The sequence below is a fragment of the Saccharibacillus deserti genome (assembly GCF_013618475.1).
Taxonomy (GTDB): domain Bacteria; phylum Bacillota; class Bacilli; order Paenibacillales; family Paenibacillaceae; genus Saccharibacillus; species Saccharibacillus deserti.
In genome coordinates, this window is record NZ_JABJVN010000001.1 from 981,841 (window position 1) to 996,699 (window position 14,859).

12 protein-coding genes are annotated in these 14,859 nt (G+C 53.8%); 8 read left to right on the top strand and 4 right to left on the bottom strand.

Features of this window, described 5'->3' with window-relative positions:
• Positions 1-168 precede the first annotated feature (168 nt).
• Positions 169-810, bottom strand: coding sequence for a thiamine diphosphokinase (locus HOP44_RS04365; protein ID WP_172250878.1), 642 nt, complete (start codon positions 808-810; stop codon positions 169-171).
• Between the two features lie 238 nt (positions 811-1,048).
• Positions 1,049-1,774, bottom strand: a complete 726-nt coding sequence (locus tag HOP44_RS04370) for an alpha/beta hydrolase (RefSeq protein WP_172250880.1) — start codon at positions 1,772-1,774, stop codon at positions 1,049-1,051.
• A 276-nt stretch (positions 1,775-2,050) separates the two neighbouring features.
• Between HOP44_RS04370 and pdhA the strand changes: the two genes are divergently transcribed.
• The 8 genes from pdhA (at position 2,051) to HOP44_RS04410 (ending at position 13,103) form a co-directional block, all read left to right on the top strand.
• The gene (pdhA, locus tag HOP44_RS04375; protein ID WP_172250882.1) at positions 2,051-3,118 is read left to right on the top strand and encodes a pyruvate dehydrogenase (acetyl-transferring) E1 component subunit alpha; all 1,068 of its coding nucleotides are present in this window, start codon (positions 2,051-2,053) and stop codon (positions 3,116-3,118) included.
• A 125-nt stretch (positions 3,119-3,243) separates the two neighbouring features.
• A complete protein-coding gene (locus HOP44_RS04380; RefSeq protein ID WP_172250884.1) occupies positions 3,244-4,221 on the top strand; it encodes an alpha-ketoacid dehydrogenase subunit beta in 978 nt (325 codons plus the stop codon).
• A gap of 30 nt (positions 4,222-4,251) precedes the next feature.
• Entirely contained in the window at positions 4,252-5,955 is a 1,704-nt protein-coding gene (locus HOP44_RS04385; RefSeq protein WP_172250886.1) for a 2-oxo acid dehydrogenase subunit E2, read from the top strand.
• Positions 5,956-5,958: 3 nt separating this feature from the next.
• Positions 5,959-7,383 (top strand): dihydrolipoyl dehydrogenase, encoded by a 1,425-nt coding sequence (gene lpdA / locus HOP44_RS04390; RefSeq protein ID WP_172250888.1) that lies wholly within the window; start codon positions 5,959-5,961, stop codon positions 7,381-7,383.
• Positions 7,384-7,696: 313 nt separating this feature from the next.
• On the top strand, positions 7,697-8,491 hold the full coding sequence (locus tag HOP44_RS04395; protein ID WP_172250890.1) for a thymidylate synthase: 795 nt from the start codon (positions 7,697-7,699) through the stop codon (positions 8,489-8,491).
• 14 nt (positions 8,492-8,505) lie between these two features.
• Positions 8,506-9,009: a dihydrofolate reductase gene (locus tag HOP44_RS04400; protein WP_172250892.1), complete on the top strand. Its 504-nt coding sequence runs from the start codon at positions 8,506-8,508 to the stop codon at positions 9,007-9,009.
• Between the two features lie 117 nt (positions 9,010-9,126).
• Positions 9,127-10,614: a glutamate synthase subunit beta gene (locus HOP44_RS04405; RefSeq protein ID WP_172250894.1), complete on the top strand. Its 1,488-nt coding sequence runs from the start codon at positions 9,127-9,129 to the stop codon at positions 10,612-10,614.
• 209 nt (positions 10,615-10,823) lie between these two features.
• A complete protein-coding gene (locus HOP44_RS04410; RefSeq protein ID WP_172250896.1) occupies positions 10,824-13,103 on the top strand; it encodes a type IA DNA topoisomerase in 2,280 nt (759 codons plus the stop codon).
• Positions 13,104-13,119: 16 nt separating this feature from the next.
• Here HOP44_RS04410 and HOP44_RS04415 read toward each other — a convergent pair whose 3' ends face one another.
• Entirely contained in the window at positions 13,120-13,884 is a 765-nt protein-coding gene (locus HOP44_RS04415; protein ID WP_172193847.1) for an HAD family hydrolase, read from the bottom strand.
• A gap of 62 nt (positions 13,885-13,946) precedes the next feature.
• Positions 13,947-14,807 carry an ArsR/SmtB family transcription factor gene (locus HOP44_RS04420; RefSeq protein WP_246369648.1) on the bottom strand — a complete coding sequence of 287 codons (861 nt, stop codon included), beginning with the start codon at positions 14,805-14,807 and terminating at the stop codon, positions 13,947-13,949.
• Positions 14,808-14,859: the final 52 nt, after the last annotated feature.

Below are 14,859 nucleotides of genomic sequence, written 5' to 3' on the forward strand. Positions count from 1 at the left end.
GACGGTCTACGGAATCTTTTTGGGCTGCGCTTGGGAAAATAAAACGTGCAAAACGCGCAGCCCTGTGCCGCATTGCGGTAGAGGGCTGCGCGTTTGTTTTTGCTGCGGAACAAGGGAGGGCGTACGGCCTGCACAAGAAGAGACGGGTGCGGCCGAGTCCGCGCAGGTTCAATCCCGGCTTTGGATCACGAGCAGCAGGCCGCTTTCGATCGTGACGGTTCCGGTCGGACCCGCAAGTTTGTTGCTAACGGACAGCGATTGCCCTTGACGAAGAGTTGCATTCTGCAGCGGGTATTCGAACCCTTCCAGCGTGACTCCGCTGACCTCCATGGTAGCCGGAATCAGGGAAACGTATGTAAATCCACGCTCTTCCACGACCAGATGGCTGCCGGTCAGCCGAATATAGTTGTTGCGGTCGCGAATGGTGCAGACGACTTGATGGCGAAGCGCGCGGATCAGCAGCTGTACATTGGCGAGCGTATGATCCATCCGTCCGCCGGTAACGCCGAGCATGACGATTTCCGAAGGGCGTTCGTCCAACGCCAGCTCGAAGGCAAGCTCCGTATCAGTATAATTCTTGTCGACAGGATCGCAGGAGTCGATACGGCCGCTCGAAGCCCGGATTCGCTTCACGTCTTCGCCCGAGACCGAATCGAAATCGCCTACCGCGATATCGGGACGAAGGCCGCGTTCAATCAGGAGAAGCGCTCCGCGGTCGGCGCCGATCAGCAGATCGCCGGGGCGTATATGATTGAGATAGTCGTCTGTCCATGCGCCTCCCGAGACAATGACGACACGTTTGTCGTTCATGGGAAGGTTCCGCCTCCTTTCTCGATTTGGGAATAGGCTGACGCTTACACCGCCGTCCTACGGGTATCAGTATAGCGGACGCAGGGCAGGGCTTACAATGAATTTCGCGCGTCTGCCGTTCTCGGTAATGCCCGGCAGAAGGCGCGAATAGATTCTTTGAAGCTTTTTTGCGGCGGCATTCCCGGTTTGCGCCAAACAAGTTTGCGGGATTGACAAAAAAACACGCGTAAGAGAGCGCTTAAACGGTTAAAAAATACATAAGTGCGTCCGGAAGTTCTTTTTGCCAAAATCCCCACAAATGCTTGCCTTCCTTCTCCGAATAACGGACTGTCGCTCCGCGTTCCAGCAGCAGATCGCGCGTGCGGCGGTTAAGGTCGACGAAGTCGAAAATGCCGTGATCCGTCTCGTATTCATTTTCCTGCAGCCCTACGATCATGTATACGTTCAGCCAAACCAGATCGGCCGTGCGGGCCAGAATCGCTTGAGATTCTTCGTAAAAAGCGCCGGATAAGCTGATAATGCGCGGGAATTCGCCGGGATAGAGCAGGGACAGATGCAAAGACAGGGATCCGCCCAGCGAATCTCCGGCCAGAATGCGTTCGTCGCTCCGGGCCCGATACTTCTGCTCGACGAAAGGAATGATTTCTTCCGCCACGCACCGGGTATAAGCTTCGTGCAGATTTCCGAACGGTGCGTATTCGGCAGTCCGCTTTTTCACATCCACTTCGATGCCCACTATAATGAAAGGTTCCGCTCCTTCGTCAAGAATCAGCTGATTGGCGTAAGTGGCGATTCGTCCGAAATTAAAAAACTCCTCGCCGTCCTGGCAGTATACGACCGGATAGCTGAGCACTTCGTTGTAACCCGGGGGCAGATAGATGCGCAGGGTTCTATCTTCATTTAAAAAGGTGCTGGCAATGACTTCTTTCACAATAGTACGTTTAAGATAGCGGGAATCGGTCATGGGAACTGTCTCCTTTTATGCGTATTGCCGTCCGTTTTGCATGCGCTTTACACGGCGGCCGCGAATGCGGTAAGATTGGGTCTGTGCGGATGAAAAACCGTAAAATGTTCGAATTAGTCTTTCTTGTTATATGAATATTAATGTCCTGTTGCATATACACTTGAAGAAATCGCCGAACAATTATGCTTAATTTCTTTGACTCGCGTATAGAACAGGTGTATAATAATGATATAACAGAGGGCCAAGATATTCAAATTTTTTATTGAGGTGAAAACAATGAGCAAGGTTCCTTATGAAGTGTATACGGAAGAAGTCGAGGCTCTTTCCGTTCTTTCGCCGGATGGCGAAATTGTTAACGAAGCATTGATGCCAGAATTGACTGACGATCAACTGAAAGAAGTTATGCGTCGGATGGTATTTACCCGGACTTGGGATGAAAGAGCGATCAACCTGGGCCGTCAAGGACGCCTTGGTTTCTATGCACCGGTATCCGGTCAAGAAGCGACGATGGTCGGCAGCGAATTCGCCCTGCAAAAAGAAGATTTCGTTTGCCCGGGCTACCGCGATATTCCGCAGCTCGTATGGCACGGACTTCCGCTGTATCAAGCATTCCTGTACTCCCGCGGTCATCAGCACGGCGGACAGATTCCGGAAGGCGTAAACGTTCTGATGCCTCAGATCATCATCGGCGCGCAGATCCTGCACGCGATGGGGATCGCCATGGGCTTCAAGCTCAAAAAGCAAAAACAAGTCGCAATCACCTATACGGGTGACGGCGGTTCGTCGGAAGGCGATTTCTACGAAGGTCTGAACTACGCCGGCGTATTCAAACTGCCTGTAATCTTCTTCGTACAAAACAACGGCTATGCGATCACGACTCCGTTCGCGAAGCAAACCGCTGCCCTGTCGATCGCCCACAAAGCGGTTGCCGCAGGCATCAAAGGCGTAAAAGTCGACGGCATGGACGTTCTGGCCGTTATCAAATCGGTTCAAGACGCTGCAGAACGCGGACGCAGCGGCGAAGGTGCAACACTGATCGAAGCCGTCACTTACCGCTTCAAGCCGCACTCCCTTTCCGATGATACTTCGAAGTACCGGACGAAAGAAGAAGAAGGACAATGGAGCGAGAAGGACCCGATTACCCGTCTTGCGAAATACCTGGAGAAAAAAGGACTTTGGACAGCCGAAGACACGGAACGCGTAAGAGCGGAAGCCAAAGAAACCGTAGCCGAGCAAATCAAGAAGGCCGAGAAAACGGACAAAATGACCGTTTCCGGTCTGATCGATTCCATGTTCGAACATACACCTAAACATCTGGAAGAACAAAAAGCGGACTTCCAGTAAAAGAATCGGTTCCGGCGGAGCGGTCTTCAAGGGCGCTCCACCGAACCTTTTACCTGCGCATACAAGATTCACATGAACATAGAGCGGTATTCCATCGAACGTAACGTTAAGGAGGAAATGTAGCAATGGCACAAATGAATATGAAAGAAGCAATCCGCGACGCAATGCGCGTGGAACTGAAACGCGATCCGAACGTGCTCATCTTCGGCGAAGACGTGGGTAACGTCGGCGGCGTATTCCGGGTAACGGAAGGACTGCAAAAAGAATTCGGCGAGGAACGCGTATTCGATACGCCGCTGGCTGAATCCGCAATCGGCGGTATGGCTGTCGGTCTGGGCGTACAAGGGTTCCGCCCGATCGCCGAAATCCAGTTCGTCGGCTTCATCTTCGAAGCTCTCGACCAAATGATCGTTCAAGCGGCGCGTATGCGTTACCGTTCGGGCGGCCGTTACAACTCGCCGATCGTATTCCGCACGCCTTTCGGCGGCGGCGTAAAAGCGGCCGAGCTGCACACGGATGCACTCGAAGGCCTGCTGGTTCAAAGCCCGGGTATCAAAGTGGTGGTTCCTTCGAACCCTTACGATGCCAAAGGCCTGCTGATCTCCGCGATCCGCGATAACGATCCGGTCTTCTTCATGGAACACTTGAACCTGTACCATGCTTTCCGCTCGGAAGTGCCGGAAGGCGAATACACGGTCGAATTGGGCAAAGCGAATGTGGTTCGCGAAGGTTCGGACGTTACGATCCTGACTTACGGCATGTGTGTACACACGTCCGTCAAAGCTGCCGAGCAGCTCGAAAAAGAAGGCATCAAGGCCGAAGTTATCGACCTTCGTACCCTCAACCCGCTCGATATCGATACGATCGTGGCTTCGGTCAAGAAAACGAACCGTGCGATCGTCGTTCAGGAAGCCCAAAAAACAGCCGGCGTAGCCGCTGAAGTCATTGCTCAAATCAACGAAAAAGCTATTCTTCACCTGGAAGCGCCAGTCCTTCGCGTGACTCCTCCGGATACGGTTTACGCATTTGCGCAAATCGAGGATGCATGGCTGCCGACTCCGGAACGCATTATCGCAAACGTGAAGAAAGTTCTCGAATTCTAATTCGTAATATCCAGAAGGAGGTAGTGCAACGTGGCAAAATTTGAATATAAATTCCCTGAACTTGGCGAAGGCCTGCATGAAGGCGAAATCGTCAAAATGCATATCAAAGCCGGGGACAAAGTCACCGACGATGATATCATCATGGAAGTGCAAAACGATAAGGCGGTCGTGGAAGTTCCTTGTCCGGTAAACGGCACGGTACTGGAAGTTCGCGCCGCAGACGGCGAAGTTCACCATGTGGGCGACATCATCGCGATCATCGAAGCCGAAGGCGAGCTGCCTGAAGGTTCGGAAGAAACGGCACCGGGTCCTCAAGCGGACGCGGCTCAGGAAGCGAACGCGGCAGTAGGCGGAGTGGACACGAAGTCGTCGCCGGCAACAGCGGATCCTTCGGAATCGCAGGGTGCTTCTTCGCAGGGTTCCGCAAGCAACAAATTTGCTTACAAGTTCCCTGAACTCGGCGAAGGCCTGCATGAAGGCGAAATCGTCAAAATGCATATCAAAGCCGGAGACAAAGTCACCGACGACGATATCATCATGGAAGTACAAAACGATAAAGCGGTCGTCGAGGTTCCTTGTCCGGTAAACGGCACAGTGCTCGAAGTCCGCGTAGCCGACGGCGAAGTTCACCATGTCGGCGATATCGTAGCGATCATTGCGGTAGAAGGCGAACTGCCTGAAGGTTCGGAGACGATTGAGGAATCCGCTCCGGCAGCCGAAGCGAAAGCTCCGACCGCAACTTCCCCGGCAGCCGCTCCTGCATCGGCTTCGGGCCGTGAAGTATTGGCAACGCCAAGCGTGCGCAAATTCGCCCGTGAAGAAAGCGTCGATCTGAGCCAAGTTCAAGGCACAGGCAAAAACGGCAAAATCTCGCGTGAAGACGTAGAGAACTTCAAGAAAAACGGCGGACAAGCCCCAGCTGCTGCATCCGCTCCGGCCGCTGCTGCGACTGCGGAAGCTCCGGCTGCCGCGAAAGCCGAAGCTCCTGCCAAAGCCGCTGCATCCGCTCCGGCCGCATCGTCTGCAGCTGCTGCCGACGAAGAACGCGTACCGTTCAAAGGGATCCGTAAAGCCATCTCGAACGCGATGGTCAAATCGGCTTACACGGCTCCGCACGTTACCATCATGGACGAAGTCGACGTAACCGAACTGGTCGCTTTCCGCACCCGCATGAAACCGCTGGCCGAGAAGAAAGGCATCAAGGTTACTTACCTGCCGTTCATCGTCAAGGCTCTGGTTGCCGCAGTACGCGAATTCCCGGCTCTGAACGCTTCGATCGACGAAGTGGCCAACGAAATCGTCTACAAAAAACACTATGACATCGGGATTGCGACAGACACCGAAAACGGTCTGATCGTACCGGTTGTCAAAGACGCCGACCGCAAGAGCGTATTCAAGATCGCGGAATCGATCAGCGATCTGGCCAAACGCGGCCGCGACGGCAAGCTTGCTCCGAACGAGATGAGAGGCAGCACGATCTCCATCACGAATATCGGTTCCGCAGGCGGTATGTTCTTCACTCCGATCATTAACTATCCGGAAGTGGCAATCCTCGGAACGGGCCGCATCAGCGAAAAAGCCATCGTAAGAAACGGCGAAATCGTGGCTGCTCCAATGATGGCATTGTCCCTGAGCTTCGACCACCGTCTCATCGACGGCGCTACTGCACAAAATTGCATGAACTATCTTAAATCCCTGCTCGCTAATCCCGAGCTGATGGTAATGGAGGTATAAACAATGGTAGTAGGAGACGCTTCCCTGGATATTGATACATTGGTAATCGGTGCGGGACCCGGCGGCTATGTAGCCGCCATCCGCGCCGCTCAACTGGGACAAAAGGTTCTGATCGTGGACAAAGCCGAGCTCGGCGGTGTCTGCCTCAACCGCGGTTGTATCCCTTCCAAAGCTTTGATCTCGGCTGCGCACAGCTACGAAAACGCGCTGCACGGCGAAGCTTTCGGTATTACGGCAAGCGACGTTAAGGTCGACTTTGCCAAAACCCAGGAATTCAAGAACAGCGTTGTCAAAAAAATGACAAACGGCGTAAGCGGATTGCTGAAAGGCAACAACGTTGAAGTCTTCAACGGCGAATGCATGTTCATCAACCAAAACGAAGCACGCGTGTTCAACGATCACGAATCGCCGCGCTACCGTTTCAAGAACTGCATTATCGCGACGGGTTCCCGCCCGATCGAATTGAAACCTTTCCCGTTCGGCGGACGCATCCTCTCTTCGACCGAAGCACTGAACCTGCCTGAAATTCCGAAAAGCCTCGTCGTAATCGGCGGCGGTTATATCGGTGCCGAGCTGGGTCAGATGTATGCGAAGTTCGGCACGAAAGTGACGATCATCGAAGGTCTGGACACGGTTCTGCCTGGTTTTGATAAAGACATGACCAACCTCGTGTCGAAAACCATGAAGAAAAACGGCATTGAAATTCATGCGAATGCCAAAGCCGAGAGCGCAACGCAAACGGACACAGACGTTACCGTGAAATTCTCCGTCGGCGGAGAAAGCAAAGAAATCACGGCCGACTACCTGCTGGTAACGGTAGGCCGCCGTCCGAACACGGACGGCGAACTGGGTCTGGACATGATCGAAATCGAGCTCGACGAGCGCGGTCTGATCAAAGTCGACCAACAGGGCCGTACGAATATCCCGCACATCTTCGCAATCGGCGATATCGTACCGGGTCTGGCGCTGGCGCACAAAGCTTCGTACGAAGGCAAAGTGGCGGCTGAAGCAATTGCCGGCCATTCATCCGTTGTCGATTACAAGTGCATGCCTGCCGTGGTCTTCACGGATCCGGAATGCTCGAGCGTAGGCCTTACCGAAAAAGAAGCCAAAGAAAAAGGCTTTAACGTGGTAGCGGGCAAGTTCAGCTATGGCGGCAACGGCCGTGCGGTATCGCTGAACCATCCGGAAGGCTTCGTCAAGATCGTAGCGGAAGAAAGCACCGGCGTCGTATTGGGCAGCCAAATCGTCGGTCTCGAAGCCACGAACATGATCGCCGAAATGGGTCTTGCTGTCGAAATGGGCGCTACCCTGGAAGATCTGGCTCTGACTATTCACGCTCACCCTACACTGGGCGAAATCGTGATGGAAGCGGCCGAGCTGGTTCTGGGCAACCCGATCCATGCAATCGCTCCTAAGAAACGTTAATTCACGGCTCCAACAAAATAAACTCAAAGTTCGGTTTCGCATTTTCATTCGTACTCACCGAATTTTGTCCTAACGAAGCGGGCGCCTCCAGGCGTCCGCTTTTTCATGTCTGCCTCCAAAAGTTTGGGACGCGGCCCGGTGAATTTTGCTGCCTATTTCCTTTTTTTCTGATGGGTAAAGCCTATTCTTTTTTGCGGCGGACATGATAAACTAGACGAACGAGCATTTGCTTTCGGCTTTACAAAATAAGAATAACGAATAAGGGCGGCGCTGCGGTTACAACGTGCATACCCTGGAACAGAGGTGACATTTTTTGCGTAAATACTTGGATTTGCTGCAGGATATTTTGGATCACGGTACGGAAAAAGGAGATCGTACCGGAACAGGTACGGTATCGGTGTTCGGCCGCCAGCTTCGGTTTGATCTGCAGGAAGGATTTCCTCTCCTGACCACCAAAAAGCTCCACTTGAAATCGATCGTGCATGAACTGCTGTGGTTCCTGAAAGGGGAGACGAATGTCGGCTACCTACAGGAAAACGGCGTGCGGATCTGGAACGAATGGGCCGACGAAAATGGGGAGCTGGGACCGGTCTACGGATCGCAGTGGCGTGCCTGGGAAACGCCGGACGGCCGGAAGATCGACCAGATTTCGCAGGTGATCGATTCGATCAAGAACAACCCTGATTCCCGGCGTCATATCGTCAGTGCCTGGAACGTAGCCGAGATCGACAATATGAAGCTGCCTCCCTGCCATCTGCTGTTCCAATTTTATGTGGCGGACGGCAAATTGTCGTGTATGCTGACGATGCGTTCCGTGGATACGTTCCTAGGTCTGCCTTTTAATATTGCCAGCTATTCGCTGCTTACCCATATGATCGCCCAGCAGTGCGGACTCGAAGTGGGAGAATTCATCTGGTCGGGCGGCGATGTCCATATTTATTCCAATCATATCGAGCAGGTCCGTACCCAGCTCGAACGCGAGCCGGGCGAACTTCCGCAGTTGCGAATCCTGCGCAAGCCCGATTCGATCTTTGATTACCGGTACGAAGATTTCGAATTCGAAAATTACAACCCGCAGCCGGGCATCAAAGCGCCGATTGCCGTATAGAGGAGGGAAGCGTTATGCCACAGGTTACGCTGATTTGGGCGCAGGACCTCAATGGACTGATCGGCAGGGATAATGATTTGCCTTGGCGGCTTCCGGCCGATATGGCGTATTTCAAGCGCGAGACGCTGGGCAAGCCGGTAGTGATGGGACGCAGGACATGGGAGTCGTTCGGTTCCAGGCCGCTCAAAGACCGGATGAATATCGTATTGACCCGCGAGGCTTCTTACGAAGCGCAAGGAGCCGTGGTCGTGCATACGCCCGAAGAAGCGCTTGGGGCTGCGGTCGGAGCGGAGATCATGGTGATCGGCGGTTCGCAGATTTATGAGCTATTCCTGCCTTTGGCCGACCGTCTGCGTCTGACCCGGGTGCATGAAGCGTTTGAAGGGGATACCCACTTTCCGGAAGTCGATTGGAGCGTATGGTCGCTGGCCGATTCCCGGGAAGGGATCGTCGACGAGAAGAACAAGTACCGCCATGCTTTTGAGATTTACGAACGTACTGCAGAAAATGCAAATTAATTTCCGTATAATCTATTTTAAAAAGCGAATGAAAAATGATAATATAGTTGAAATATATGTTTTGCGCTAAAATAGAGAAGAAAAATCGAGAACTTATGCGGATGGGGGAAACGTTCGATGTCTACACCTACTGGATTTATGGAATATAAGCGTCAGCTGCCGGCGGACCGCAGCCCGCTTGAGCGGATCAAGGATTGGGAAGAATTCCATAAACATATGTCGGAAGAAGAACTGCGTACGCAGGGAGCAAGATGCATGGACTGCGGAACGCCATACTGCCATGTGGGCGTCAATATGACAGGCGGCACTTCCGGCTGCCCGGTACACAACCTGATTCCGGAGTGGAACAATCTGGTATACCGGGGACAATGGAGAGAAGCGCTCGAACGTTTGCACAAGACGAATAACTTCCCGGAATTTACCGGCAGAATCTGTCCGGCTCCATGCGAAGGTTCCTGTACGGTCGGTTTGATCGGGCAGCCGGTGACGATCAAGACCATCGAAGAAGCGATTATCGAAAAAGGCTTCGCCGAAGGCTGGGTACAGCCCGAACCGCCCAAGAACCGTACAGGCAAAAAAGTGGCCGTAGTCGGTTCCGGGCCTGCAGGCCTGGCTTGTGCGGCCCAACTGAACAAAGCCGGTCATTACGTGACGGTCTACGAACGGTCGGACCGGGTAGGAGGCCTGCTGACTTACGGTATCCCGTCCATGAAACTCGAAAAAGATATCGTGCAGCGCCGCGTGGATCTGCTGGTCGCCGAAGGCATCACTTTCGTGACTTCGACGGAAATCGGCAAAGATATTCCGGCCCGGCAGCTGACGGACGAATTTGACGCTGTCGTACTTTGCGGCGGTGCAACGAAACCGCGTGAATTTAATATCGAAGGCAGCCATCTCAAAGGCGTCACGTATGCAATGGACTTCCTGAACGGTACAATCAAAAGTTATCTCGATTCCAATCTGGAAAACGGCGAATACATTTCGGCTGCCGGCAAAGACGTCATCGTCATCGGCGGCGGCGATACCGGATCGGACTGTGTGGCGACCTCACTGCGTCACGGCTGCAGTACGGTCACTCAGTTCGGTACGCATGCCAAAGCTCCGATGGAGCGCGATATGCTGGCCAATCCTTGGCCGCAGTTCCCGAATGTCTATACGCTTGATTATGCACAGGAAGAAGCCAAAGCGATGTTCGGCGACGATCCGCGCGAATTCTCCATCATGACGACCAAGTTCGTGGGTGACGAAGAAGGCAACCTGAAAGAACTGCATACCGTGCAGATCCAGCGGATCGTCGACGAGACCGGACGTAAAATTTACGCGCCGATCGAAGGGACGGAGCGCGTATTCCCGGCCCAGATGGCGTTGATCGCGATCGGTTTCGACGGACCGGAGCAGACGCTGGCCCAGCAGTTGGAACTGCAAACGGACCGCTGGACAAACGTCAAAGCCAAATACGGCGAATACAAGACCAATGCCGACAAAGTATTTGCCGCCGGCGATATGCGCCGCGGACAAAGTCTGGTCGTTTGGGCGATCAACGAAGGCCGGGAAGCGGCACGCGAAGTGGACAAGTTCCTTATGGGAGCTACGGTGCTCGTATAATCGTTTTCCCGAAAAGCCGCACTTGAGGTGCGGCTTTTTTCATGCTTCTTTTTGGCGCTTGGCCGATTGGCAAACCGTTTGTCGGTAGCGAAAAAAATGGCCGCATGCTAAAATAAATATTCGGATGTTCGTACGCAGACACGTGACCAGGCAGGTCGGGAAGAAGACTCCCGGCCTTTTGCTTGCTTTACCCACAGGAGGAGATTGACTTGCAGCTTATTATTGCGGAAAAGCCCGACCAGGGAGCCAAGCTGGCGGCACCGTTCAAACATAGAAAAACGCAGGGGTATATCGTCATCGACAAATGCCCCGCGTTTCCGGACGGGGCTTATGTCAGCTGGGCGGTCGGGCATATTTGCGAGCTTGTACCGCCCGAAGAATACGACCCGGGCTACAAACGCTGGAGTCTGGATCGACTGCCGATTCTGCCGGGCAAGTTCAAACATCGGGTTACACCGTCAAAAGCCAAACAGTTCAACCTGCTGAACGATTTGTTGAAGCGGCCCGAAGTCAAAGAGATTATTATCGCGAGCGATGCCGGGCGCGAAGGCGAATATATCGTGCGGATCGTGATCCAGCTCAGCGGAGTGAAGAAACCGATGAAGCGTCTATGGATTTCTTCGCTGACGCCTCGCGCGGTCGAGCAGGGATTTGCCAATCTCAAAGAAGAGATCGAAACGCGGAATTTGTATTACGAAGCGGTCAGCCGTTCCTGCGCCGATTGGCTTGTCGGCATGAACGGTTCACGCGTCTACTCGCTGCTGTTCCAGCGTCGGGGGGTCCAGGGCGTATTCTCTACGGGGCGCGTGCAAAGTCCGACACTGGCTCTGATCGTAGCCCGGGAGAAAGAGATTTCCAATTTCAAAACGGAGCCGTTCTGGGAAGTCAAAGCCAAATTTGCGATCCACGGCGCGGAGTATGAAGGAACCTGGTTCAAAGGAGAAGAGACGCGTCTGAAAACGCCGGAGGAAGCGGAAGCGATCCGTTCGCGCTGCGAAGGCAAAGAGGCCGTAGTCGATTCGATCGAAACCGAACGCAAAGAATTTCAACCGCCGCAGCTGTTCTCTTTGTCTTCCCTGCAGGCATCGGCCAACCAGATTTTTAAATATTCGCCGCAGGATACGTTAAGTTCCCTGCAGCAGCTTTATCTGGACGGTTTTATCTCTTATCCGCGCTCGGATTCGGCTTATGTCACGGACGAAGAAGCCAAGCAGTTCCCGGATATTTTGAAAAAGCTTGAAGGGTTCCAGGAGCTGAAACCGTTCCTGCCCGCTCCCAAACCGACGCTGATCGGCAATAAGCGGTACGTGAACGCCTCCAAAGTCGGCGATCACTATGCGATTATTCCGACCGAGCAGGTTCCGCCGCCGGGCAAACTTCAAGGCATGGCGCTCAACTTGTATCTGCTGATTGCCAAGCGGCTGATTGCGGCACATGAAGAGAAAGCGATTATCGATTATACGAATTTGGTAACGCTGGTGGACGGGTTGGATCCTTTTATGACCAAAGGCAAAGTGATCGTCCAGGAAGGCTGGCGTAAAGTGCTGTACGACAATACGCCCAAGAAAAAGCCGAAATCCGGCAAAGAAGACGACAAAAGCGAGAAAGAAGACGATGAAGAAGACTTGTCCGTCCTGCCTCCCGTCCAAAAAGGCGATACCGGCCGCACAGCCGACGTTCAGGTCAAAGAAGGCAGGACGCAGCCGCCGAAACGCTATACGGAAGGGCAGCTCATTACCCTGATGAAGACGGCCGGCAAGCATCTGGACAATGCCGAACTGGAGAAAGTGCTTCAGCGCACCGAGGGATTGGGAACGGAAGCGACGCGCGCAGGCATCATCGGAGGGCTGAAAGACCGTCAATATATCGAAGTGCGCAAGAATATGGTTTATGCGACAAACAAAGGGACGGTACTGGTCGAAGCGCTGGGCGAAAGCGTACTGGCTTCGGCCGAGATGACGGCCAAGTGGGAGCAGCGGCTCGGCGAAATCGGGCAGGGTCAGGAGTCGCCGAAAGCTTTTATGGAACAGGCACAGCGCCTGGCGCAGAAGATCGTATCCGACGCGGTGGCGGCCGAGAAAGACTGGACGTTTACGGTCGAACTGCCCAAAAGCGAAGAACGGCCGGCCTACGCTCGAAGCGGCGGTCAGACTGCGGCGGAAGGCCAGCGGGAAGCGCGCGGAGGTTCGCCGGAACTGGGCGCATGTCCGATCTGCGGCAGACCGGTGGTCGATAAGAAGAAGTTGTATGGCTGCACAGGGTATCCGGACTGCGGGTTTACCGTTTCCAAAAAGATTCTGGGCAAAGCGATCTCCGATACCCAGGTCAAACGCCTTTTGGACAAAGGGCAGACCCTGATGCTTAAAGGATTCAAAAAAGGAGAAAAAAGTTTCGATGCGGCGCTTGCCTGGAACGCGGAGCAGAAGAAACTCGATTTTCGGTTTGCGGATCGGTCGGAGAAAACGGATAAAGCCAAACAGGGAAAATAATTAAAAAACGGACCCTTTAAAGGGTCCGTTTTTGAAGAGAAGAGGACGTGAAGCGTTCGATCAGTTGGGGCACTTCGGGCAGCTTGGCAACGGTGTGCAGGGTGCCTTTGGAAGATTCATTCAGCTCGATCATATTGTAGGCCCACTCGCGTTCCTGCTTGAGGTAGACGGCATGGATATCGGCGCTCAGCGCGGGAGCAATATCGGTACGGAGCGAATTGCCGATCATCCAGGTCGAAGGGCGGGGCAGCGACTTGGCGCGCAGGATGCTTTCCAGCGCCTGTACGTTTTTGTGCTGATGGATAAAGATATCGCTGCCGAAATACGTACCCAGTTTCATCTGGTCGATCTTGCGCTGTTGAATGCGGTCTTCGCCGCCCGTGTACAGGTACAGGGCATGTCCTTCGCTGCGAAGGGATTCGAGGGTTTCGACCATGCCCGGATACGCTTCGACTTCCTGATCGTAAACGCTGAGTCCGAGTTTCATCAAGAAGGCTTCTTCGGCGCTGCTGCCGATCCGTTTGTAGGCGTCGGCGAAATAGCGGTAAGTCGCAATGAGGGATTCGGGGAAATGATGGCTCGCGAATCCGACTACATGTACGCCTGCAATATCGATCTCGAGCTGCTTTTGGCGAACCTGCTCGGTCGTAAGGCCGAAATCGGCAAACCAGCCGGTCATGCGGGTGAAGAACTCGTCCAGAATCTTATCGAAGTATTTGTTGCAGTAGACGAGCGTGTCGTCCAGATCAAAAATCAGATGCTGCTTGCAGGTTCCTGTCACGGGAAGATTCACTCCTTTGGAAAATCGCGACAGGGATCGGTGCTGTGATTCGAAGAATTCGGTCAAAGGCGAAGATACGATTCCAGAAACATTTGCAGTTCCGATGCCCCGTCGGGACGTATGCTGAATTTTTCGTTGGATTGTTCGCCGATATGCGTGCGCAGCAGCCCCGCGGTTCGCAGCAGGACCATATGGTGTTTAAGCGCTTCGGCCGGTTGTCCGAGATCCCGCTCCATTTCAAGCAGGGAACGCGGCTGGTCGGCGACGTAACGCAGCATTTTGAGGCGGTCGGGCATAGCCAAAGCGCGCGTCATACGCAGCAGTACGGTCGGAGGTTCGTTCTCTTCCGCTTCCGGTACATCGACCGGATACTGGATCAGCAGCACGTTCTGGTAAAAACAGTACGTGTTCATCGGCCGATTATGCACGGTCGGGAACAAAATGACCGTCTTCAGATCCAGCGGAGTCTCGACCACGAGGCCGCCCGATGCGTATTCGACGAGGGCGCCGGCATCCATCTTGAGCAGAAGTTCGCGCTTTTCGGCGGCGTCTTCTTCGATCAGCGGCAGGATGGAATCCCGGATATCCTTGAAGTAATAAGTATACCATGATTTCAGCAGGGGCGTGTAGTCGCGCTGAATGCGGGACATGTCCGCCTGCGTCAGCAGGGGAAGCTGCGGAGAAATGCGCTCGAGCAGGCGTTCCGCCGGTTCGGCGAGAAGACGGTCGAGGAAGACCGGAATGTCTTCGTCCTCTTCGCGTTCGATGACGAGGGCATACAAGGCGTCGAAATCGAGAAACGGCCATTCATTCGCTTCGGCGAATCTTTGCCGGAGTTCGTGAGGCATGCCCGCCTCGGCTTCTTCGGACCAACCTGCACCGATATCGAGGTTCGGGAGCCATTTTTTTGTCATATGCACCATAAAACTTCCGAGCAGTTCGTAAATCTCGGATACGTCGATTTTGACTTCGTAA